At 66.0% G+C, this 19,879-nt stretch carries 24 protein-coding genes; 15 read left to right on the top strand and 9 right to left on the bottom strand.

The window, feature by feature from the left end; all coding sequences use genetic code 11:
* Positions 1-924 precede the first annotated feature (924 nt).
* A complete protein-coding gene (locus MKK75_RS11010; protein ID WP_244042623.1) occupies positions 925-1,944 on the top strand; it encodes a DNA cytosine methyltransferase in 1,020 nt (339 codons plus the stop codon).
* Here the strand turns inward: MKK75_RS11010 and MKK75_RS11005 are convergent, their stop codons facing one another.
* Complete coding sequence (locus tag MKK75_RS11005) at positions 1,945-2,616, bottom strand: MAE_28990/MAE_18760 family HEPN-like nuclease (protein ID WP_244042622.1); 672 nt, start codon at positions 2,614-2,616, stop codon at positions 1,945-1,947. It abuts the gene before it with no gap.
* Positions 2,613-3,716 carry a DUF262 domain-containing protein gene (locus MKK75_RS11000; RefSeq protein ID WP_244042621.1) on the bottom strand — a complete coding sequence of 368 codons (1,104 nt, stop codon included), beginning with the start codon at positions 3,714-3,716 and terminating at the stop codon, positions 2,613-2,615. The genes MKK75_RS11005 and MKK75_RS11000 overlap by 4 nt, the downstream gene beginning before the upstream one ends.
* Positions 3,717-3,761: 45 nt before the next feature.
* Here MKK75_RS11000 and MKK75_RS10995 point away from each other — a divergent pair, with 45 nt between their 5' ends.
* Entirely contained in the window at positions 3,762-4,199 is a 438-nt protein-coding gene (locus MKK75_RS10995) for a very short patch repair endonuclease (RefSeq protein WP_244042620.1), read from the top strand.
* On the opposite strand, the gene MKK75_RS10990 is transcribed toward MKK75_RS10995, so the two are convergent.
* The 5 genes from MKK75_RS10990 to MKK75_RS35680 all read right to left on the bottom strand — a co-directional run bounded on the left by MKK75_RS10990 (position 4,196) and on the right by MKK75_RS35680 (position 6,980).
* Positions 4,196-5,368, bottom strand: a complete 1,173-nt coding sequence (locus MKK75_RS10990; protein ID WP_244042619.1) for a DUF3800 domain-containing protein — start codon at positions 5,366-5,368, stop codon at positions 4,196-4,198. The two genes, MKK75_RS10995 and MKK75_RS10990, sit on opposite strands and share 4 nt — an antisense overlap.
* Positions 5,369-5,403: 35 nt before the next feature.
* Entirely contained in the window at positions 5,404-5,712 is a 309-nt protein-coding gene (locus MKK75_RS10985) for a helix-turn-helix domain-containing protein (RefSeq protein ID WP_244042618.1), read from the bottom strand.
* A gap of 93 nt (positions 5,713-5,805) precedes the next feature.
* Entirely contained in the window at positions 5,806-6,168 is a 363-nt protein-coding gene (locus MKK75_RS10980; RefSeq protein ID WP_244042617.1) for an addiction module toxin RelE, read from the bottom strand.
* A 94-nt stretch (positions 6,169-6,262) separates the two neighbouring features.
* A complete protein-coding gene (locus MKK75_RS10975) occupies positions 6,263-6,808 on the bottom strand; it encodes a hypothetical protein (RefSeq protein WP_244042616.1) in 546 nt (181 codons plus the stop codon).
* A gap of 43 nt (positions 6,809-6,851) precedes the next feature.
* Positions 6,852-6,980, bottom strand: coding sequence for a hypothetical protein (locus MKK75_RS35680; protein WP_279593793.1), 129 nt, complete (start codon positions 6,978-6,980; stop codon positions 6,852-6,854).
* A gap of 168 nt (positions 6,981-7,148) precedes the next feature.
* On the opposite strand from MKK75_RS35680, the gene MKK75_RS10970 reads away from it, so the two are divergent.
* The 3 genes from MKK75_RS10970 to MKK75_RS10960 all read left to right on the top strand — a co-directional run bounded on the left by MKK75_RS10970 (position 7,149) and on the right by MKK75_RS10960 (position 8,203).
* Complete coding sequence (locus MKK75_RS10970; protein WP_244042615.1) at positions 7,149-7,448, top strand: hypothetical protein; 300 nt, start codon at positions 7,149-7,151, stop codon at positions 7,446-7,448.
* Positions 7,445-7,888 carry a hypothetical protein gene (locus tag MKK75_RS10965; RefSeq protein ID WP_244042614.1) on the top strand — a complete coding sequence of 148 codons (444 nt, stop codon included), beginning with the start codon at positions 7,445-7,447 and terminating at the stop codon, positions 7,886-7,888. The genes MKK75_RS10970 and MKK75_RS10965 overlap by 4 nt, the downstream gene beginning before the upstream one ends.
* Positions 7,889-8,008: 120 nt before the next feature.
* Complete coding sequence (locus tag MKK75_RS10960; RefSeq protein WP_244042613.1) at positions 8,009-8,203, top strand: hypothetical protein; 195 nt, start codon at positions 8,009-8,011, stop codon at positions 8,201-8,203.
* Positions 8,204-8,342: 139 nt separating this feature from the next.
* Here the strand turns inward: MKK75_RS10960 and MKK75_RS10955 are convergent, their stop codons facing one another.
* Positions 8,343-9,095 (bottom strand): GntR family transcriptional regulator, encoded by a 753-nt coding sequence (locus MKK75_RS10955; protein ID WP_244042612.1) that lies wholly within the window; start codon positions 9,093-9,095, stop codon positions 8,343-8,345.
* 166 nt (positions 9,096-9,261) lie between these two features.
* Here MKK75_RS10955 and MKK75_RS10950 point away from each other — a divergent pair, with 166 nt between their 5' ends.
* The 8 genes from MKK75_RS10950 (at position 9,262) to MKK75_RS10915 (ending at position 16,365) form a co-directional block, all read left to right on the top strand.
* Positions 9,262-10,686, top strand: coding sequence for an MFS transporter (locus MKK75_RS10950; protein WP_244042611.1), 1,425 nt, complete (start codon positions 9,262-9,264; stop codon positions 10,684-10,686).
* Between the two features lie 370 nt (positions 10,687-11,056).
* Complete coding sequence (locus tag MKK75_RS10945; protein WP_244042610.1) at positions 11,057-11,848, top strand: sterol desaturase family protein; 792 nt, start codon at positions 11,057-11,059, stop codon at positions 11,846-11,848.
* Between the two features lie 64 nt (positions 11,849-11,912).
* A complete protein-coding gene (locus tag MKK75_RS10940) occupies positions 11,913-12,302 on the top strand; it encodes a hypothetical protein (protein ID WP_244042609.1) in 390 nt (129 codons plus the stop codon).
* 28 nt (positions 12,303-12,330) lie between these two features.
* On the top strand, positions 12,331-12,549 hold the full coding sequence (locus MKK75_RS10935; protein WP_244042608.1) for a hypothetical protein: 219 nt from the start codon (positions 12,331-12,333) through the stop codon (positions 12,547-12,549).
* Positions 12,546-12,842, top strand: coding sequence for a DUF6166 domain-containing protein (locus MKK75_RS10930; RefSeq protein WP_244042607.1), 297 nt, complete (start codon positions 12,546-12,548; stop codon positions 12,840-12,842). Before MKK75_RS10935 ends, MKK75_RS10930 begins: the two co-directional genes overlap by 4 nt.
* A 1,027-nt stretch (positions 12,843-13,869) precedes the next feature.
* Positions 13,870-15,603, top strand: coding sequence for a thiamine pyrophosphate-binding protein (locus tag MKK75_RS10925; protein WP_244042606.1), 1,734 nt, complete (start codon positions 13,870-13,872; stop codon positions 15,601-15,603).
* Positions 15,604-15,607: 4 nt separating this feature from the next.
* Entirely contained in the window at positions 15,608-16,084 is a 477-nt protein-coding gene (locus MKK75_RS10920) for a hypothetical protein (RefSeq protein ID WP_244042605.1), read from the top strand.
* 14 nt (positions 16,085-16,098) lie between these two features.
* A complete protein-coding gene (locus MKK75_RS10915; protein WP_244042604.1) occupies positions 16,099-16,365 on the top strand; it encodes a hypothetical protein in 267 nt (88 codons plus the stop codon).
* A gap of 144 nt (positions 16,366-16,509) precedes the next feature.
* Here MKK75_RS10915 and MKK75_RS10910 read toward each other — a convergent pair whose 3' ends face one another.
* On the bottom strand, positions 16,510-17,874 hold the full coding sequence (locus MKK75_RS10910) for an amidohydrolase family protein (RefSeq protein ID WP_244042603.1): 1,365 nt from the start codon (positions 17,872-17,874) through the stop codon (positions 16,510-16,512).
* Positions 17,875-18,049: 175 nt separating this feature from the next.
* On the opposite strand from MKK75_RS10910, the gene MKK75_RS10905 reads away from it, so the two are divergent.
* Together MKK75_RS10905 and MKK75_RS10900 are read left to right on the top strand one after the other, a co-directional pair.
* Entirely contained in the window at positions 18,050-19,012 is a 963-nt protein-coding gene (locus tag MKK75_RS10905; RefSeq protein WP_244042602.1) for a TAXI family TRAP transporter solute-binding subunit, read from the top strand.
* 95 nt (positions 19,013-19,107) lie between these two features.
* On the top strand, positions 19,108-19,879 hold a 772-nt coding region (locus tag MKK75_RS10900), incomplete at its 3' end, for a 6-bladed beta-propeller (protein WP_244042601.1).

Below are 19,879 nucleotides of genomic sequence, written 5' to 3'. Positions count from 1 at the left end.
CACGGCTGGACCGTTGAGGATCCGGCATGTTGCAACCTCCGTCCGGGTGGCGCATTCTTCCTGTGGTCGCGCGTGACCTGTACTCGCCCGAAGCACCCCAGAGCCAGAGCACCCATCGCCATTGCGGCACCGGGTCAGCGCCAGAGGGTCAAAGCGAGCCGCGACCTACTCCCCCCTCTCTTGCGTCCGCGCGCTTGTTCAGGCGTGCGCACCGCTATGGATTAGGCTATGCGCTCCCAATCCCTACGTGCATTCGTTGAGATCTTGCCGGACTGCTTTGTCCCCCGTGAACACCTAGCCCTTGACGCCAACGCGCTTGCGGGCGCGGCCGACATGCTCAAATCCGACCTGCGAAAGGCAATCGGCGGCATGGCGCCCCTGATGGGTGAAGACACCATCCTGAGGATCTGCCGTGAGGTGATGCCGGAGGACCGCGGACGGCCTAAGCGCCGCCGCGCCTAACGCTTTCGGCCGGGCGGCCATATCATCACGGCTCGGCGCCCTCGCGGATCCCGAGGGCAGCCATTCGCTCACGGCCGGCCGGCGCCAGGTGCCATGCATACCGGCCAGTCCGTCCAATTCCAGCCTAGACCGACCGACATTACCAACCGGCATCCCGATCCGGGACCGGGCTTCGGGCCGCTGTTGAGGGCCAACTAACGAGGCTTCGGCATCCTGCATCTCGAGCCACGTCGCGTATCGGCTCGGCTCACGCTGGTGAGATCGGACGCTCCCCCGCCTCGTGAGCAGATCGGGGCGGGGCCGAGCGGGCGATCGTTGGTCCGCTTCCTCTCTGACTGTTCACAACTCCAGCTCGGCCCTATGCGGTTGCGGGTTGCGGCATAGAACGGAGGGCTGGAGATTGAGCCTGGAGCCATGGCACTAGCACCAGCCGACATACGCCGGATTCGACGTGAAACCGCGGTGGTCGATGTGTTCTGCGGCGCGGGCGGCCTCTCGCTTGGGCTCCGAGATGCCGGCCTCACGATTGCCGCCGGGATTGATCTGGATCCAGCCTGCCGTTACCCCTTCGAACACAACATCGGCGCCAGCTTCCACGGTCGCGACATCATGGAAGTGTCCGCGACCGAGGTTTCAGCGATGTTCGGCGAAGCTCCTATCCGGGTGCTTGCCGGATGTGCCCCATGCCAGCCCTTTTCTGGCTACACGACGAAGCGGCGCGAGAGCGACGGACGATGGCGTCTGCTGCTTGAATTCCTTCGCTTCGTCGAGCTGGTGCGCCCTGAGATTATTACGCTGGAGAATGTGCCGCGACTGACGCTGCTGCCGCTCTGGGGCGAGTTCGTCCGCGCCCTTGAAGCCTTGGGCTACCATGTCGTCTGGAAGGTCGTGGATGCGGCTGACTTCGGCGTTCCACAGAACCGTCGCCGCGTCGTGCTCCTGGCGTCCCGCCTCGGCACGATCGAGATGCCCAAGGGGACAGAACAGCAGCATAGGACCGTGCGGGACGAGGTCTTCGACCGCCCGCCTGTCGAGGCGGGAGAGTGTGATCGCCAGGATCGGCTGCATCGCGCTCGCGGTCTTACGGCCATCAACTTGGAGCGGATCCGCATCGCAGAGCCGCATGGTACATGGAGGTGCTGGCCCGAGCACATGCGCGTAAAGTGCCATACCGAGCTGACTGGCCGAACCTACCCATCCGTCTACGGTCGCATGGCTTGGGACAAGCCGTCGCCCACGATCACCACGCAGTTCTATGGATTCGGCAACGGCCGCTTCGGCCATCCGGAACAGGATCGCGCGCTGACCTTACGCGAAGGCGCAATGCTGCAGTCGTTTCCGGCGAACTTCCAGTTCGTACCGCCAGGCAAGCCGATCGTGGCCCGCACGGTCGGTCGATTGATCGGCAACGCGGTCCCGCCGGCGCTGGGCCGAGCCGTAGGCAAAGCCATCATCGACCACATTAGATCGCAGGAGAACTGATCAGGGTAGCGGCGACTGCCCAACTGCTAGATAGCCGGACGCCTCTAGATAATCATCGACGTTCTCAAGTATAGCTTCTATGTAAGCCAGTGAGCGGACGCTGATCTCCAAAAGTGCCCTAGCGGAGTAGTTGCGGCCGATCTCATCGTATGTTTTTAGGCCGTGCGCGAGGTCGTTCCTAACGTCCTTGATCGTCAAGAGATCGGCTCCGTCTCTTGTACGAGACTCGTCCGTGTAATGGCTGAATCCATACGTGCCGGCGATCTTGCGAACAAGTCTGGCGTCTACGTTGCCTGAGAATTGATGGTCAGCATCTAGAGACATTGCGACAAAATCTATTGGAATGTCCTTGAGAAGCACATGGTCATCCGGATTTTTCTTGCGTCGGAATCCTTTCACGACCTCGCGTCGCAACGAGGGCGACAAACCCGCAAACCCTACCCGCTGACCGATCATCGTGTCGTGCACGCCGTCCAGGGCGCCTCGGGCTGACGCCTCGATCAGGTTGTAGAGGATCAGGAACGTCCCAGCTCGCAGGACGTGCAGCCGAGTGAGATCGACGGGCCGTCCGCCGCCGGCTTTCGTCTCGCGGTCGGCCTTGGCGACGACGGAGAGATAGCGGCGCACCTGTGAGCGGCGGCGCCGGAAGTCCTCTACGAAGGCGCGAGTCATCGGCCGAGAAGCCGATCGCGAACGTATTCGATCCGACCGGTTACCCGGTTGCGGTTGTTGGCAGCATCGGACGTCGTCAGTTCGCGGAATTCAGGTTTGCTCAGATGCGAAACAAGGTCCCAGGTGCCGGGTAGAGCCGGGTCCTTCTGCATAGCCAGCGCGATCCCGACGGCGATCGCCTCGAACCGCACCCGCGGCGTCGACTTCGCGCTCGGGCTCTTCCGAAAGCCGTTTGGTAGAATCTCGGATACGAAGCGTATCATGCCCTCCCATGCGGCTCGCAATCGAGCCTCAGTCGGACCGCCCGGACCCTCGGCGAGCATCGCGGCGTTCGCTCGCCTCGCATAATCGTCGACGAAAAGAGACACGACCTTGCCAGACTCCGTTTGGCCGAAGGTGGAATAGTCGTCCATGTATGCGAAGAAGCGGGCTGCCAACTCTTCCCGCTCAAAGCGCTTCTCAGCAGCTTCGGACAAGGGTGCAAGCGCCTTGAAGGCTTCCTGCCGAGCGACTTCTCGAACGAGGTCTACGAAGGGCCCGGGCATCCGGCCGCGTCTGCTTTCCATGTCGTTTAGTCGGACTGGGCCGGTGTTGATCCGGTCGAACATATCTCGACGCGTCTCCTCATCCGCCTTCTCGGTCAGCTCAATGAGGCGCAAAGTGATGCGGCCGAACCGACGCTGCCGCGATGCGAGCATGTCGCCAAACGTGAATCCGTTGAGGCCCGGAAGCTTCTCAAGGCCGTCGAGGACCAGTTCGCCAGTGAGGAATCGTGCCAGAGTCCGGATGCGCTGCGTGCCGTCGACTATCTCTAACCGTCCTTCGAGGTCGGGATCCTCGTTGCCCACGTCGGCCACGAACAGGTACGGCACGGGCAGGCCGATCAGCAGCGACTCGATGAACTTCGATTGCCGCTTGTCTTCCCAGACCAGATCGCGCTGATAGTCGGGGACAAAAATTTCGTTCTCGCCCGCCAGCTTGCCGGTCAGGTGCTTCTCGACCAGCACCTCGACCGGGTATTCCCGGACGGTGTAGTCGACGACCTGCTGCACGGTGCGGATCTGCCGCTCGGCCTCGTCGATCTCGTCCTTGGTCTTCACCGTTGATCTCCGCTGCCACCAAGCTGCCTGCCGAGGCCGTCGCACATGGACCGCCTTTCGCCGACCGACCGCTCACGGCTGATGGGGAACGTGCGCGGCAAGGACACTACCCCCGAGATGAGGGTCCGCAAGCTGGCGCACGCGCTCGGCTACCGGTTCAGGCTACATCGCCGCGATCTACGCGGCAGTCCGGATCTCGTGTTCCCCAGCCGGCGCAAGGCGATATTCGTGCACGGCTGCTTCTGGCATCGCCATCCTGGCTGTCGGAAGGCATCGACGCCCAAGACGCGCATCGAGTTCTGGCAGGCCAAGTTCGCCCGAAACGTCGAGCGCGATGCCCGCAACGAACGGGAGCTGCGCGCTGCCGGGTGGGACGTGCTGACGATCTGGGAATGCGAAACGCGCGACCCCGAGATCCTGTCGTCGACCCTGCGTACCTTCCTCGGCTCCGTAAGAAAGGACAGGTCGGCGGCAGATGCTTAGACGATCGAGGGCTGACGTGCCTGGTCGAGTCCCATGGCTCTTCGAGCGTCAGGAACAGTCCGCCGGACCACATCGTACATCGCCGCCATTCCGATCAGTGGATCCGCTCCGACGTCGGCTCGCGAAGCCAAATCCTCTAGGATAAGCCAGTTGACGAGTGCGTGGTCTTGGTCGAGGTCGATCCTAGTCATGTCGGGCGCCAAACATTCCTCGTTGAGGTGTTGCTCGGCACGCTCCGCGATCGTCGCGAGATCGGGCCGGCTCGCGGCTACCGGGACAATCGCTGCAGCTCCCGCGAGAAGATCTGCGATTTGGATGCCGGCATGCGTCTTCGATGAAGCGAAGCGGACGGGTCTCACCATGTTCCATGTCAATCTACTTCGCTTTCCGCCCAACTCCATGAATGCCTCGTCCGTACGGCCGATCATGTTGTCGAACGCATTGCTTAGATCCTTGATCGGCTTCGAGTCATCGCACACCACGTCGAGAAGCGGATACCGGCCGCCCCAATCGCGCAGATGGCTCGCGACCGCAGATATCGAAAGATCCAACACCCACTTGCCTGCCTTGGAGCGGCCGAGCGCGCGGGTCTCGTTTGCGATGACGACGTTGTAGCCCCTCGCGAAGCGTAGAATTTGACCGAGTAGCGGATCGGCACCGGCGCCGTCAGCACTACCGAATAGCGTCGGCGCCGCCGTGGGATCGAGCGTACGCATGAACGACTCGAACTCGGCGGCCGTGGCCTCCGCGGACGCGCCCTTTGCCAGCATCTGCATATAGAGATAGTTGGCGACGAATAGATGAAGCCCGTTCTCGTAGAAGAGAAGACTGTTCTTCGCGAGAACGGGTTCGTAGATGTATTCGAACAGCTTACACGCCAAACTCATCCGCTTATCGTAGATCGTTGCGATGTATCGCCCGTCCAATCTGTCAAGAACGAACGACAACAGCTCGCGTCCACGCGGCGACTTCATCAGCTTCCAGGCCTTGAGCTCCGGCATCTGAACCGGAAACCGCGTTCGAGCCTCCTTTAGAAGTTCGTCTGCCTCGTGCAGATCAAGGTCGTGCGATGCGTAGCTGAAGAACGGCTGTCCGGAGCCGAGCATGTCGTTGCCGCTGAATCCGGATTCGTCGCACGAGATCAGGCGGGGCAGAAGGGTGGAGGGCATGATGTCGGTCCGCGAGTGATCGCCGAGTGGCGTGGTTATCCCGCCGGCGCCGCAGTGGCGCTGCCGGGTTCGAATGAGCCTATGCCGAGCGTTTCCTCGACGAGGCGGGGGTTCTTCTCCAGCATCGCCAGCAGGACCAGCGCGGCGCCCTTCGGCTGCCTGCGGCCCTGCTCCCACTGCCGGACGGTATCGACCGGCACGCCGATGCTGCCGGCGAACACGGGCTGCGAGTTGCCGGTGCGTTTTCGGATCGCCGCTACGTCGACCGTCTTGGGCAGGTGGATGCGAAGTCCGTGATCCGGGGTTCCCGCATCGTGCCTTCGGATCTGCTCGAAACCTTCCATGAGATCGGTGAAGATCTCGCCAGTAACGTCAACCATGATAGACCACCAAAACAAAGAGTGCCGGCGTCGGCCGGCTCCAGGGTTCAGGTCGTCTCACTCGTTCTGCCGCTCGCGGCGAGCGTCCTTGACCGCTTTGATCTGTGCGTGGAGTGCCTTGATCTGAGCCGCCGTGAAGTTTGCCTGCTCGTTCTTCGCCAGGATCGCCATGAGGACGGCCGGCGAGTGATTGTCGAAGTACGCCACCAGGATACGGTAGCCGCCCGGTCCGCCCCACCGCACCTTGCGCAGGCCGCCCGAACCCTTGACGAGCGCCCCATCGCTCGGGTCGCGGGCAACCTGCAGCACCATGTCGTCACGGTCAGCCTCGGTCAGGCCGAGCCGCCCGCAGCGGGTCATGAAGGCCGTCGTCTCGTGGGTCTCGTGCAGCGGCGTCGTCATGGCCCCGATATAGGTCATCGACCGATATCGGTCAACGACCTATGGCGCGCTGCGTGATGATCGCCCGATAGCGCACATGGGCGTGATGCTACCCGGTGCCTACGCCGAACCCTCAGCTGTCGTCATCGCGGACGACGGCTGACCCGTATCTCTTCGACCACTGCCACAAGGCTCGGTCCAAGGTGCGCAGCGATGTCCCGGCCTCGAACGCGAGCGCGCGGCAGAAATGGAGGTAGGTGAGATAGAGCCTGAGGTCGATCCGATTGCCGAGCGCCCCGAGGGAGTCCAGCGCGCGCACGTCGATGATCGTATACCTCGCCGGGTCGATGGCCATCAGGACGGCGGAAGCGACCGGCAACTTCACTCCGGCGAGGCCACACAGCACCGATGCGGCCGCCCGATCCGTCTTCGCGGCGACGGCGAGCGCCAGCGCATCAGCGATCTCGACGTCGGTGTTCCAGCCGAGCCGCGAGCGGCCTCGTCCCTTGGTCTTCCAGCGGTGAATGGTCGTCAGGTTTGCGCGGGTGTGCTCGCCGGCTGCGATCGCCCGACCGGACGTCATCGCGGCGCTCTCGTCAGCGTACTGGTAGCGCGCCGCCAGATCCGGGATGTCCGCGATAGGAAAGCGGAGGGCGAAGGTGGGTGCGGGGCGAGGCATGGAGGCACAGGCAGGGTGAGACGCAGATCAGTCGCGCCACAGACTACTTCAGGAAGCCCTTCGCGCGGAGGTGATCGGTCAGGATGCGGCGGATGGCTTCGGCGCGAGACGGCTTCGGATCCGACTGCGCATCGCGCCACGCCTCGACCCCCGCGAGAAGCTCGTCAGACATGCGGACCCCCTGATGCGGTGTCACGCCCGTCGCCGGTCGTCCGCGCTTTTTCTGGGTATCAGGAATTGACATCCACATAACTTTTTGGGTATCAGAAAAGCGGGCCGCGCGGAAGAGGCAACTTCCGGCACGGCCCTCACCACCAACCGCATCTGGAGGATGCTGTTCATGGCTACCCACGCCTATAGCACGCGCACGCCCTTATTACCCGTTACCGACGCACCGCAGCGCTTATTACGAGAGGGGCCGAACCGACAGTTCGGCCCCGTGACCAACGCCATCGCCGCCATGCGCGCGGCCGATCCGGACGCCCGCGAGGCGCCGATCGACGGACGGCAGGCCGCGCTCGACGCCCTGCGGATCGAGGATCCCGAGGTCGAGCGCGTGCCAACTCTGCGCGCCCTGCGCCTCGCGCTGCTCGCCGCAATCGAGGGCGAGCTGCTGACGAACACCGGGAGGCGCGCATGACGTACGCCCATATCTCCGGCGGCGGTGTCGTCCACTTCCCGCCCTTCGGCAGTCTCAAGGACGCGGTGAGCACGATCGAGCCGCCCGCCCCCGACCTCCTGCCGGCCATCGCGGCGCTGATCCGTCCGACCGAGCTGATGTCGTTCTCGCAGCGCCTGCTGAAAGCCGCGAGCAAGCGGCGTCACAACGTGCGGTGGGAGAAGGTCAATCGCAGCCGCATCGTCCTGGCGCAGCTCTGCCTCGACCGGGCGCTCGGCGTGATGCCGGCACCGGTGGCGGACGACGCCGCGGACGCGGACCCCGAGGCCATGCGCGAGCTCGTCGTCGAGGCCTACGAGACCTTCGGCGCCAGCGTGGCCCGCGAGCTGGCCGCACGGATCGGCATCGCGTTCGACACGTGCGGCGAGGCGATCGAGCGCTTGGAGCGCCGCTCGTCCTGATCCGCCGGCCCGGCCGCGGGTCGCCTCATCGCCCTCGTGGCCGGGCCTCACCAGCGCCGCTCTTCAATCCCGAGGGGCGGCTTTTCGCCGTTCGATCCGGCGAGATCGCGTGAGCACCCCATGAACGACCCATCCCGAACATCGAAGCCTGTCCGGGGCGACCGGACGCCCAGCGAGCCGCCGGCACTACGCCGCGCGTCTTACCGAGGGGACGCACACGACGCCTGGGTGGGCTGGGCCGTCGACGTCTACGACCCGCTCGGCCGTCGTCGCATGACGCTGCCCTTCGCCGACGTGCCGCGCGAGGGCCGCTGAGCACTTCCGCGCCGGTGCGGCTCGTCCCGCCCGGTCCGCGTCGATCGACGGCCGCCGCAATCCGGCGGCCCGGCGCACGAGCCGCTCTCGTAGGGGAGCCGAGCGACCACCTCGGCCGTCCAGTCGCGCTTGGCGTCGACTAGACGTCGAGCGTCTTGCGGGCGAAGCTCTCGATGTAATCGACGAGCTTGTCCGAGGCGGCGCCGGCGGCATCGACGTCACGGCGCGCGACCGCCTCGCAGACGTCGGCGTGGAGGTTTGCGGCCAGCGGCAGATCGGCGGCCTGCTTGTAGTGCTGGTACCAGAAGCGCCGGGACAGGCCCGCCATGCTCTCCAGCGCGCGCACCGCGAACTCATTGCGCGAGGCCGTCGCGATCAGGTCGTTGAATTGACGGTCGAGGCGCATGAACGCCAGGTCGTCCGACGCCGTGGCCGCCTCGCGCATGTCCTGCGCGAGGCCGGCGAAGACCTCGCGCTCCTCCTTGGTGGACCGTTCCGCGGCGAGGCGGGCGATCAGGCGCTCCAGCACGCGGCGGGTCTCTAGCAAGCGCAGCTGGGTGCGTATGTTGATGTCGGAGACGAGGATGCCGCGCCTCGGCATGACCACGACGAGGCCGTCGCGGGCGAGACGCTGCAGGGCTTCCCGAATCGGGGTGCGGCCGATCCCGAGGCGCTGAACCAGGTTCTGCTCGCCGAGCACCATGCCGGGCGGGAGGACGAGCGTCGTGATCAGCTCCTCCAATTCTTGGTAGGCTCGGTCCGTGAGCGTCAGATCGGGTAGGTCTTCACGGTCAGCGGTCGCTTCGAGCGCCCCCTCGAAGGCCTTCCTCGCCCTCTTCTCGCCACGTGGTGCAGCACGGACCGACGTGGTCTTTCCGGTCACGAAGTTCATGGCCGACAACCCCCTTGCCCTGGCCGTTCCGCGCACCGCGGCACCGTGGATTTGCATGGTGCGAGGCCTATTCCTGCGCAAGGGCATACGCCTGATATATCTTGCGCCGATCAGAAGTATCCTGCATGAACATCCCGCACATACCAGAAATGCAGGGAGGCAGGAGATGGTAGGGCAAATCGCGATACCCGCCGGCGACGTGCTGCCGGAACGCGCTACGACCGGCACCCCCGCCCGCGTTGCGAGCGGGTCGAGCGCGGTGATCGCGGCGCGCCTCGAGCGCCTGCCGATGACCCAATTCCAGCGCAATATCTTTCTCATCATCGCGACGGCCTGGTTCTTCGACTCGATCGACCTCGGCTCGCTCACCTTTCTGCTCGGCTCGATCAAGACGGAGTTCGGGCTCTCGACGGCCCAGGCCGGGCTCCTGTCGAGCATGAGCTTCATCGGTATGTTCGCCGGCGCGGCGCTCTCCGGGATGCTCGCCGACCGCTTCGGCCGGAAGCTCGTCTTCCAGATCAGCATGATATTCTGGGGCTTGGGCAGCGCGTGGTGCGCCTACGCGCCTGACGCGACCATGCTCGGCTACGCCCGCCTGCTCCTCGGGTTCGGCATGGGCATGGAGTTCCCGGTGGCCCTGGCCATCGTGTCGGAGTTCCTGCCGACAAATAAGCGCGGCCGCTACCTCGCGGTCATGGAGGGCTTCTGGCCGCTCGGCTTCATCGCGGCGGGCTGCCTCAGCTACGTCCTGTTGAGCTACTTCGACTGGCGTGCCGTCTTCCTGGCGCAGGCCGTGCCGGCCCTGTTCCTGTTCGTGATCCGCTTCCTCGTGCCGGAGTCGCCGCGATGGCTCGCGGACCGCGGACGGCACGACGAGGCCGACCGCGTGATGGCGACCATCGAGACGAAGGTGGCCGCGCGCCTCGACGGCCGGGCGCTGTCCGAGCCGGAGGTCCTGCCCGAGCAGGCTCAGGGCGAGCGCCGCTTCTCGTTCCTTGAACTCTGGAGCCCGGGCTACGCCAGCCGCACGGTCATGATCTGGCTGACGTGGTTCTTCGCACTGCTGGGCTTCTACGGGCTCACCACCTGGCTTGGAGCTCTGCTGCAGGATGCGGGCTACAGCGTCGCCAAATCGGTGACCTACACGATCCTGATCTCGCTCGCGGGCGTGCCGGGCTTCATCGCCTCGGCCATCCTCGTCGAACGCTGGGGCCGCAAGCCGACCGCCGTCCTGATGCTGCTGGGTAGCGCCGTGGCAGCCTACCTGTACGGGCATTCCCCGAGCTTCGGCTGGCTCATCGCGTTCGGGCTGATGATGCAGTTCTTCCTGTTCGGCATGTGGTCGGTCCTTTACGCCTACACGCCCGAGCTCTACCCGACCCGTGCACGCGCGACCGGAGCCGGCTGCGCCTCGGCCGTCGGCCGCGTCGGCTCGCTGATCGGCCCCTACGTCATCGGGCTCATCCTGCCGACGCTCGGTCACGGCGGCGTGTTCGCCCTGGGCGCCGGCTCCTTCGTCATCGCCGCGGCGAGCGTGGGCATCCTCGGCATCGAGACGCGGGGCAGGTCCCTGGAAGCGATCTCACACTGACGGAAGGGGATGGGAACGCGAGGCGACCCGCATTCCCAACCTGTGATGACGTCTGCCCTCAACTGTTGACATCTGATATATCAATGATATTCACATGACGACGTGGGCCGAGCGAACACGTACTGGGTGGCACGCGGCGGGAGGAACGCCGTCTCGCGCTGTCCGTCGAGGATGAGCTGGATACCCGGCAAGCCAGTCCGCGAGGGCCGCTCGCCTCGCCAAAGATTACGTGGTCACACGGTGCAGTTTCTGCCGCCGCGCGACCAACTCATCTGTTGAGCAGCGCTTCGCCGACGATGGCCGACTGAACAGCTTCGCCGGAGCGATCGACACGACCGCCCAAAGAGCATTCGGATAGGGGAGAGGTGCAATGGAACTCGCGGTCACTAAGATGAGCGCGCGGCAGCGGAACTACCGGGCCAACTACCGGCAGCGCGTCGCCGGCTGGTACAACGGCTTCCTGCACATCGCGATCATCTACACCATCGGCCTGACGGCGCTGTACATCTACATCTCCAACATCAAGGCGCCGACATGGGCGGAACTCGCCACGGTGCCGGTCGTGTTCCTGTTCTGCAACTTCTTCGAGTGGTGGCTGCACCGCTATGTGATGCATCGGCCGCAGAGCAATCCGATCGGCCGGGCCGTCTACAACCGGCACACCCTCCAGCACCACCAGTTCTTCACCGATCACGAGATGCGCTTCGCCGACCATCGCGACTACCGGGTGACGTTCTTTCCGCCCTACGCGCTCGCGACCTTCACGCTGATGTCGATCCCCGGCGCGATCGTGCTCGGCAACGTGTTCACAGCCAACGTCGGCTGGCTGTTCATCACCACGACGACGAGCATCTACATGATCTACGAGTTCATGCACTTCTGCTGTCACGTCGAGGACAACTGGTTCGTCCGCAACATGCCGTTCATCAACACGAACCGCCGGCACCACACCGCGCACCATGACCAGTCGATCATGATGGAGCGGAACATGAACCTCACCTTCCCGATCATGGACTGGCTGTTCGGCACCTCGGACCTCAACCGCGGCCTCATCGGCACGCTCTTCAACGGCTACGACACGCGTCACGTGAGGACCGACATGCGCAAGACCGCCCGTACGCCCGGGGCCTCCGAGCCCGGCGCGATGCAGCCGGCCGAGTAAGCCCCCCGCTGCACGCGACGTGCGGCGCCCACGGGGGGGTGCCCCGACACTTGGAAGGTTCTCCATGAACATGATCGAACCGAACGTCGCCGCGCTGGCGTGGTTCGCCCTCTTCGCCGGCGTCGCCAGCGTCGGCTTCTACGTCCTTGCGGGCATGTTCCCGCTCGAGACACGCCCCGACCTGAGGGGTCGGCCGCTCGGCCTGCTGCTGCTGGCGGCCAACGTCCTCATGCTGCTGGCGCTGGTCGGTGGTGGTCTCGCCTACGGCGCTGCCAACCTGCGCTGGACGAGCCTCGTCATCGTGGGCGGCCTGGCCGTCCTGTTCGCCCCGGGCCTGTTCAACGTCTGGCCCCAGCGCTGGCGTGACGGCCTCGCCGGGCTCGCCATCGTGCTAGCCGGGCTCGGCGGCGCGCTCGGCCTGCTCCAGCAGGTCAGCTCCGTCTTCACCCTGTAAGAACAACCACCGGTCCGGGAGGAACGCGATGCCGTTTCCCATCAAGTTCGGCTTGTCCGTCGCCGTGGCCTTGGCCGCGCTCGCGGGGTGGTTCTACATGGGCCACCTCGATCAAGTCGGCCCACGCTGGGCGGTGGCGTTCCTCGGCCCGTTCATGGTGGTCAGCCTCTGGATCTTCCCCGAGGTGATGCGCAACCGCTCCGACGGCCGCACGCCGCGGCACCAGATGAGGGAGGCGCGCCCGTGAACAAGGTCTACGTGGGGGATCGCACCATCGATGGGATCGTCGTCACTGTCGACGGCGAGCCGCTCGAGGAAAAGACCGAGACGAAGTGCTATTCGCGCAACGGCTTCGAGTGGAGCTACGAGGGGCCGGAGCCGTCGCAGCTCGCGTACGCGCTGCTCGTCGACCACCTCTGCGACACGGCTGAAGCCGAGCGCCTCCAGCCGCAGTTCATGCGCAGCGTCGTGGCCAACTTCCAGAACGAGTGGGAGATGACAACGGCCGACATCGACCGCGTCCTGCAGCGCCTCCGTTAGGTAGACATGACGGGAAGCTCAGGCCGAGCGGCGCGCGGCCGGGTCTCGCTGCAGCGATGCGCGTAGATCGCGTCGGATCGGTCCGCCCGAGATTTGCTCCGGCTCTGGACCGTTGAGCCTGGAGAACCACTTCCCTGGCCAGAGTACGCCTTTACCTGCCGTGACGACCAGAGCGGCCAGGGGCGTCCGATCATCGGTCGTCCGCGATGCTCCGATAGCTGCGGCGATGACAAAGACGGAGGAACCGCCATGGTCCGTAGCCCCCTGTCCCGCAGCCTCGCCTGCCTGCTCTCCCTTTCCATACCCGGGATCGCCGCAGCTCAGGATAATCCGGCCGGCGACAGGCCACCCATCGCCGGCAGCGCGACACAAACCAGCGCTGAACCGGGCAGAAACGGCGAGAACGCCCCGCGAAGGCCCGAGGTCAAAGGCACGGCGGACGTCACGCCGGGAGTGGGAACGGTCGAGGGCGCAGACGGCAAGCCACCGATCCCGAACCGGCCGGGAAAGTAGCGGGCCCGGCGAGAAGCGGGCGCACCGGGCGGCCGATCGCGCCCGGGTGCCGTTCAGCCGATACCCCACGCCGTGAGCAGGTGGCATTGTTGGCTAAGATGCCGTCGCGACAGCTTTATCGGAATTCTAGCACGGTGAAAGGCTCGAGCTCGGCTCGGCGTACTGATGTTTGCCTCCGCGAGTTATTTGCAGAGATGGCCGTTACATATGGACCATTGTGCAACATCGGCCCCATCCATTCGATTGACGCTCCGTCCGCGTTCATGATCTGCTTTGCTTGATAAATAACAATACCTTCCGGGAGGTCATGATGAGCCAGGATCCTGCCTCGGTCAGTTCGCGGCGAAGCTTCCTCCGCGCTGCGGCAGTCGGGGCGGGAGCCGCTGCCGCGACCGCCGTCTCGCGGGCCGATGCCGCGACCCAGGAGAACGGGCGGCCGGCAACCCCGGAGCCAAAGGTCCCGGACGAGGTCGCCTCTCGCGCCACAGCCCCACTCCCGAACATCGACTTTCCGATGACCGGGGCGGACGTGTTCGCGCGCGCCTGCAAGGCCGAAGGCCTGGCCGCCCTGTTCTGCTGCCCCGGCAATTATGAAGTCATCCACGCTATCGCCGACCAGGGCATCCCCGCCTACTCGGGTCGCAACGAGGGCGCGATGGCCAGTGCCGCGGACGCCTTCATCCGGGTGACCGGCGAAGTCGCCGCCTGCTCCGGCACCGAGGGTCCGGGCTTCACCAACATGATCGGCGCCATCGCCGCCGCCAACTCCTGCCGCACGCCCATGCTCGTGCTCGCCAGCAACCGCGACCTGCGCGGCGAGGATTCCGAGCAGGGCATCCAGATGCTGTACCAGCAGCCGCTCACGGAGGGGATCAAGAAGTACGGCAAGCGCCTCATCCTGCCGTCCCGGGTCCACGAATACGCGGCCTACGCCTTCCGCCAGTTGCGCACGGGCATCCCGGGACCGGTGCACCTGGACTTCCCCAAGGAAGTCGCCGTCGCCCGGTTCCGGACGGCCCGGGACATCGCCTACAACGTGGAGAAGGATCGCTATCGCACCGAGAGCCGTCCCGGACCGGCCGCCGCCGACATCCGCAAGGCGGTGGCGCTGATCCAGCAGGCGCAACGGCCGATCATCGTGTCCTCAACCGGCGTGTTCTACAGCCGGGCCTGGGATGCCTTGCGCGCCTTCGCCGAACAGGCGCAGATCCCGGTCGTCGAGTCCGGCCCGGTGCGCGGGCAATTCCCCGACAACCACCCCCTGACCGCGAGCGATGCGCCGAGCGCGCTGCCCAGCGCAGACCTGGTGCTTCTCGTCGGCCAGTACTGCATGCCGACGGTGGGCGAGTACGCGTTCGGGCCGGACGCCAAGTACATCCGCATCGAGCCCGAGGGCGGGGACATCGGCCGCAACCTGCCGATCGACCTCGGCATCGTGAGCGACGAGCGCTTGGCGCTGGAGGCCCTGGCGGAGGCCTGCCCCAAGCTGGCCCACGACCCGTGGCTGAACGAGATTGCCACGGCCCGCAAGGCGTTCCTCGCGGAGAACGACCGGTACTACGGGCTCGGACGCAGCTACACCGATGCCGTCCACCCGGCGGTGATCGGCAAGGAATTGGCCGACTTCCTGTACCGCGGCGACATCCCGCCCGATCAGACGACCGTAGTCTCCGGCGGCTACGGCATCGCCCGCTACACCCGCCGCTGGCTCCAGGCCAACCGCGCCGGACAGATCTGCAATGGAGCCTACCAATACGGAGCGATCGGACCGGACGTCGGCTATGCCGTGGGCGTCGCCGCGGCCGTCCAGAGCGGCATCGGCCCGCAGGCAGCGCACAGGGGGCACCCGATCGTCTGCATCACGGGCGACGCCGGCTTCGGCTTCACCGGGATGGAGGTCGAGACCCTGGCGAAGTACCGGATGCCGGTGGTGATCATCGTCTACAACAACAATTCCTGGGGGACGTGGTACCCGGCTCGCAACGAGGCGAACCGCGCGCCCCTTCACCTGTTTCAGGAGAACCTGCGCTACGACCGGGTCGCCGAGGGCCTCGGCGGGCACGGCGAGTACGTGTGCACCCCCGAGGCGTTCCGTCCGGCCCTGGAACGCGCCTGGAAGGTGGCCGAGACCGAGAGCCGGCCGACCGTCATCAACTGCCAGGCCAAGAAGGACTTCTGGGTCAAGGAGGCCTACGAGCCCGGCTTCCTCGGCAAGGTCGAGCCGGGCGTGATGGCCTATTACCACTGACGCCGTGAGCACCAACCCCGCACAGCAGGCCGCTGCCGTCCTGTATCGCTATGCGGATCGCGGCGTGTTCTTGGAGTTCGAGGAGCGCGCCGGTCGCGACGGCGTCTGGACGGCCGAGTTCCGGTGGATGCTGCCGCGCCGGCTGCGCGTCGTCGCCGATCCGCGACAGGGCCGGCTGGCCTGCCCGGACCTGCTGCTCGACATCGAGGCGCGCTCGCCCCTGCGCGCGGCCATCGACGCGTTCCTAGAGGAGCGCCATGCCGAGGGCCTGCCGGAACATCGGCGCATCGATCCATCGCGCGCCAAGGTCACCCCTTCGCTGCGGGCACGGCGCCTCACCCTGGCGTTGCGCGTGGCGGACGATCGGGACTGGGCCTACGCGACCGGCAAGCTCGTCAATGTCGTGCACGAGTTGGTGTTGTTTCTGAACATGTACTGGACCGACTATGCGCATCGGTCCCTCGGAGCACCACAGGAATGAAGTGCTGGCCGCTCATGCTGCTCCTTGCCAGCCCGGCGGCTGCGCAGGACACGTCACCCTTCCCACCGGGTGAGAATGCCGCTCTGGTCAAGCAGACCTGCTCGGGCTGCCACGACGGCCGATTGGTGGTCAGCAAGCAGTACGACGACCAGAGCGCGCGTCGGTATTGGCGCGTGATGATGGGCACAGATCCGGAGTCGGACGACGCCCGCAAGGTCATCGCGTATCTCACGACGGTGCTGGGCGTCTCGGACGACGGCGGCCCAGACGCGATTCGATAGCAGCAGCCAACACAGCCGGAACCGAGCGCGTGCGGGACGATCAGCATCTCACCGCGTATTCATCGCCCGTTTCGCCTCTCTCACGGATACGCAAGCCCCTGCTGGCGGCGGCTCGGCCGATCGCGCTGAGTGTCGCGAGCTCACTCAGGGCGTCGCCCCTGAGGCTACGGCCTGCTGACGACCGCCTCGCCACACCTCGACGATCTGGGCGCTGTTGGCGATATCCTCGGAGGGATCTGCAGCCAGGACGACAAGATCGGCCCGGCGACCGACTTCCAAGCTGCCGCGATCGGCGAGATCGAGAAGGTCGGCCGCCCGCGACGTCGCGGTGATCAGGGCCTGCATGGGCGTGAAGCCCGCCTGGACCATCAATGCCAACTCGCGATGCTCCGCTACGCCTGGGACGCGTTCGGGCGCCGCGCCGCTATCGGTCCCGAAGCCGATCCGCACGCCGGCGTCGGAGAGGCGCTTCAGGTTGGCCAGGTTCATCGCCAGCGAGTCGCGGGCGGCCTGCGCCTTGGCGCTCGCGCGCGTCTCACGCTGCCAAGCAGGGTCGTCGAACCGAGCCTTGAGAGCGGGCGCGAGCGCGCCCCGAACAAAAGGCGTCTGCGCCCAGGCCGGTGCGTCAGCGTAGGCGAAGGTTGCCTCGTCCAGGGCAAGCGTCGCGATGTACCAAGTGTCGTGCGCCTTGAGCAACGCGATCATGTCCGCGTCGACCGGCTTGTCGCGCACGCCGTGCGCCAGCACGTCCACGCCGGCCTTGGTGACTGCCCGCGCATCCTCCAGGTCGTGCACGTGCGCGGCGACCCGCAGCCCGAGGCGGTGGGCCTCGTCGATCACGGCGGCGTAGACGGCCGGCTGCATCCTGGCCGGCACGGAGCCGCCGAAATCGTCGAGCCAGAGCTTTACCATGTCGGTGCCGCGCGCCTTCATCGCCCGGACCGCCTCGCGACCCTCCTCGGCGTCGGCAGGGCGAAAGAGCTGGTCGGCGCTCACGCGGATCATCGCCTGCGGTGGTCCCCCGTTGGGTACGCCGATGCCACGATCGACGCCGAACAGATCGGCGCCGGGGATCCGGCCCGCGTGCGCCTCGGCGCGGACCTCGGGCATGATCGCGCCGTTGAGCCCGAGCGCCATGACCGTGGTCACACCCCGGTCCGTGTAGGCCTTGAGCTGGGCAAGGATGTTCTCGCGCGTGTAGTTCTGGGCGCCGACATCGACGCCCTGCACGATGCCGACGTGGGAGTGGTCGGAGATCAGCCCCGGCATGATCGTGCGGCCGTGCAAATCCCGAATCTCGGCATCGGAGGGTACCGCGACCGCCGCGCGTGGTCCTGCAGCGACGATGCGGGCGCCATCGACGACCAGCACTGCGTCCTCGATCGGCTGAGCTGATCGACCATCGATCAGCCGAATGCCCGTGAAGACCAGCGGTTTCGCGACGGCGCCTCCGACGCAGAGAAGGCTCATGGCAGCCACCATAGCCGTCAGCAGCGCGTCCCGTCGCATCGCACACCCCTCCCCACCGAGTGCGGGACATTGTCGGTCGCTCTGGTTGGCGTGCGACCTTGGATCCCGCGTATGTTTCGACTGTGAATGTGAGAGCTTTCCGGGGCGATTGTCGAGATGCGCCGCTCAGCTCCAGCGTTGCCGGTCCGAAGTGAACGTCTCAGTGAGGGAGATCATGATGCGACGGCGTGAACTGCTCTTGGGGCTGACGGGTCTCGCCGCGACGTCGCCCGCATGGGCTCAACAGCTTGATTCTGCCCTCCGCCTAACCCTCGGGACCGCGACGCCGGGCGGTTCATTCCCGGCCTTCGGCCGCGCGCTCATTGCGGCGGTCCATGAGGTCGATCCGGGTGTGGTGATCGCGTCGAGGATTACGAAGGGCTCGACCGAGAACCTGACCCTGCTCAAGGCGGCCGAGCTCGACCTCGCGTTGGTGCAGGGCGAGTACGCCTACGAGGCCTTATCCGGCCAAAGTGCCAACGGCCTCAGCTTGAAGGTCGTGGCACCCATCGATGCCTCGCCCGGCCTGTTCGTGGTACCAGCCGAAAGTTCGATCCGGAGCGTGCAGGATCTGCACGGCCGTCCCGTCGCACTCGGCACGCGCGGCTCGGGCTTCACGATCATGGGACGAACCGTGCTGCAAGGCTCCGGCATCGATCCGGAGCACGACATCACGCCGATCCTCCTCGATGACGCTGGCGAGGGTGCCACACAGGTCCTCGACGGCCGAGCAGCCGCTTTGTGGGGCGCAAGCCTCGGCTGGCCCGGCTTCAAGACCCTCGCGGATGCGCCCGGCGGCGCCCGCTTCTTCGGCCCTGCACCCGAGGCGATCCCAAAGATCCTGGCCCTGCGCGCCTCAATGCGCCGCTTGACCGTCCCGGCTGGCTCCTTCCGCGGACAGGATGCACCCATCGAGACCGTCGGGTCTTGGAGTTTCATCCTGGCGCGCCCTGGCCTCGATGCTGCCGGTGTCACCCGGCTCGTGCACGCGATCGACCGAGGTCGAGAGACCTTGGCCCGGCTCTATCCTCAGGGCCGAGAGAGCGACCCCCGCAATCTCGTCTCGAACGTGCCGGCGGCTTGGCTGCACCCGGCGACGGCCGCATATCTGCGTGAGATCGGGGCCGATCCGCAGTGATCACCGAGCGTTGGCTTCCGAGCTGTCGGTTTTCGGGCTAAGCCGGCGTGGCCAAGCTCGGCGATCGAACCAGCTGGCCCGTGAGGAAGCCTGAGATGATCCGCTCCTTGTGCGTTGCTGTGGGCGTGCTCGCCCTGACGCTGCCGGCGGTGCGCGCCGACGAGATCAAAGCAGGCGAGGCACCTGCTTCCTCAGCAGCGTCACCTTCGTCCACCGCGACGCAGGTTTCCGAGATCGCGTTCGACTCGGTCCCGGACTTCCTCAAGCTGCCGCCGGACATCTTCTTCGGTGAGGTCGCCGGCATCGCCCTGAACTCGAAGGGCCACATCTTCATCCTGTCACGCGGGGCGACGCAGGGGCCCGCCTACGGCGCGGCTGCCACCCAGCTCTTGGAGTTCAATCCGGACGGCACCTTCGTCCGGGAGATCGGCCACGGCCTGTACGCCTGGTCCTTCGCCCACGTCGTGCGCGTCGACCACGAGGACAACATCTGGGTTCTGGACAAGGGCTCAGACATGGTGGTGAAGTTCACCCCTGAGGGCCGCGTCGCCATGGTCTGGGGCCGCAAGACCGAAGCCGCCGACGAGACTGCCGAACCCTGGAAGCATCCCATGCCGCCGCTGCCACCGGTGCAGGGCCAGTTCCGGCAGGTCACCGACGTGGCCTGGGACAAGGCAGGCAACGCCTACATCAGCGACGGCTACATCAACTCACGCGTGGCCAAGATCGACAAGGACGGCAACTGGGTCGACTCCTACGGCAGCTACGGCACCGAGCCGGGTCAGTTTCGCACCCTGCACTCGATCGCCTCGGACGCGAACGACAACATCTACATCGCCGACCGTGGCAACGCCCGCATCCAGGTGA

Origin of the sequence: Methylobacterium sp. J-030, from assembly GCF_022829545.1 — a bacterium.
Lineage (GTDB): Bacteria > Pseudomonadota > Alphaproteobacteria > Rhizobiales > Beijerinckiaceae > Methylobacterium.
This window is presented reverse-complemented; position numbering and strand designations above follow the sequence as displayed.

What these genes read in the sequence shown, in the direction of transcription:
- MKK75_RS11005 (WP_244042622.1), bottom strand. Translation starts at nt 2,616, where the DNA reads ATGACTCGCGCCTTCGTAGAGGACTTCCGGCGCCGCCGCTCACAGGTG.
- MKK75_RS10995 (WP_244042620.1), top strand. Translation starts at nt 3,762, where the DNA reads ATGGACCGCCTTTCGCCGACCGACCGCTCACGGCTGATGGGGAACGTG.
- MKK75_RS10990 (WP_244042619.1), bottom strand. Translation starts at nt 5,368, where the DNA reads ATGCCCTCCACCCTTCTGCCCCGCCTGATCTCGTGCGACGAATCCGGA.
- MKK75_RS10985 (WP_244042618.1), bottom strand. Translation starts at nt 5,712, where the DNA reads ATGGAAGGTTTCGAGCAGATCCGAAGGCACGATGCGGGAACCCCGGAT.
- MKK75_RS10980 (WP_244042617.1), bottom strand. Translation starts at nt 6,168, where the DNA reads ATGACCTATATCGGGGCCATGACGACGCCGCTGCACGAGACCCACGAG.
- MKK75_RS10975 (WP_244042616.1), bottom strand. Translation starts at nt 6,808, where the DNA reads ATGCCTCGCCCCGCACCCACCTTCGCCCTCCGCTTTCCTATCGCGGAC.
- MKK75_RS35680 (WP_279593793.1), bottom strand. Translation starts at nt 6,980, where the DNA reads ATGTCTGACGAGCTTCTCGCGGGGGTCGAGGCGTGGCGCGATGCGCAG.
- MKK75_RS10970 (WP_244042615.1), top strand. Translation starts at nt 7,149, where the DNA reads ATGGCTACCCACGCCTATAGCACGCGCACGCCCTTATTACCCGTTACC.
- MKK75_RS10965 (WP_244042614.1), top strand. Translation starts at nt 7,445, where the DNA reads ATGACGTACGCCCATATCTCCGGCGGCGGTGTCGTCCACTTCCCGCCC.
- MKK75_RS10960 (WP_244042613.1), top strand. Translation starts at nt 8,009, where the DNA reads ATGAACGACCCATCCCGAACATCGAAGCCTGTCCGGGGCGACCGGACG.
- MKK75_RS10955 (WP_244042612.1), bottom strand. Translation starts at nt 9,095, where the DNA reads ATGAACTTCGTGACCGGAAAGACCACGTCGGTCCGTGCTGCACCACGT.
- MKK75_RS10950 (WP_244042611.1), top strand. Translation starts at nt 9,262, where the DNA reads ATGGTAGGGCAAATCGCGATACCCGCCGGCGACGTGCTGCCGGAACGC.
- MKK75_RS10945 (WP_244042610.1), top strand. Translation starts at nt 11,057, where the DNA reads ATGGAACTCGCGGTCACTAAGATGAGCGCGCGGCAGCGGAACTACCGG.
- MKK75_RS10940 (WP_244042609.1), top strand. Translation starts at nt 11,913, where the DNA reads ATGAACATGATCGAACCGAACGTCGCCGCGCTGGCGTGGTTCGCCCTC.
- MKK75_RS10935 (WP_244042608.1), top strand. Translation starts at nt 12,331, where the DNA reads ATGCCGTTTCCCATCAAGTTCGGCTTGTCCGTCGCCGTGGCCTTGGCC.
- MKK75_RS10925 (WP_244042606.1), top strand. Translation starts at nt 13,870, where the DNA reads ATGACCGGGGCGGACGTGTTCGCGCGCGCCTGCAAGGCCGAAGGCCTG.
- MKK75_RS10915 (WP_244042604.1), top strand. Translation starts at nt 16,099, where the DNA reads ATGCTGCTCCTTGCCAGCCCGGCGGCTGCGCAGGACACGTCACCCTTC.
- MKK75_RS10910 (WP_244042603.1), bottom strand. Translation starts at nt 17,874, where the DNA reads ATGCGACGGGACGCGCTGCTGACGGCTATGGTGGCTGCCATGAGCCTT.
- MKK75_RS10905 (WP_244042602.1), top strand. Translation starts at nt 18,050, where the DNA reads ATGATGCGACGGCGTGAACTGCTCTTGGGGCTGACGGGTCTCGCCGCG.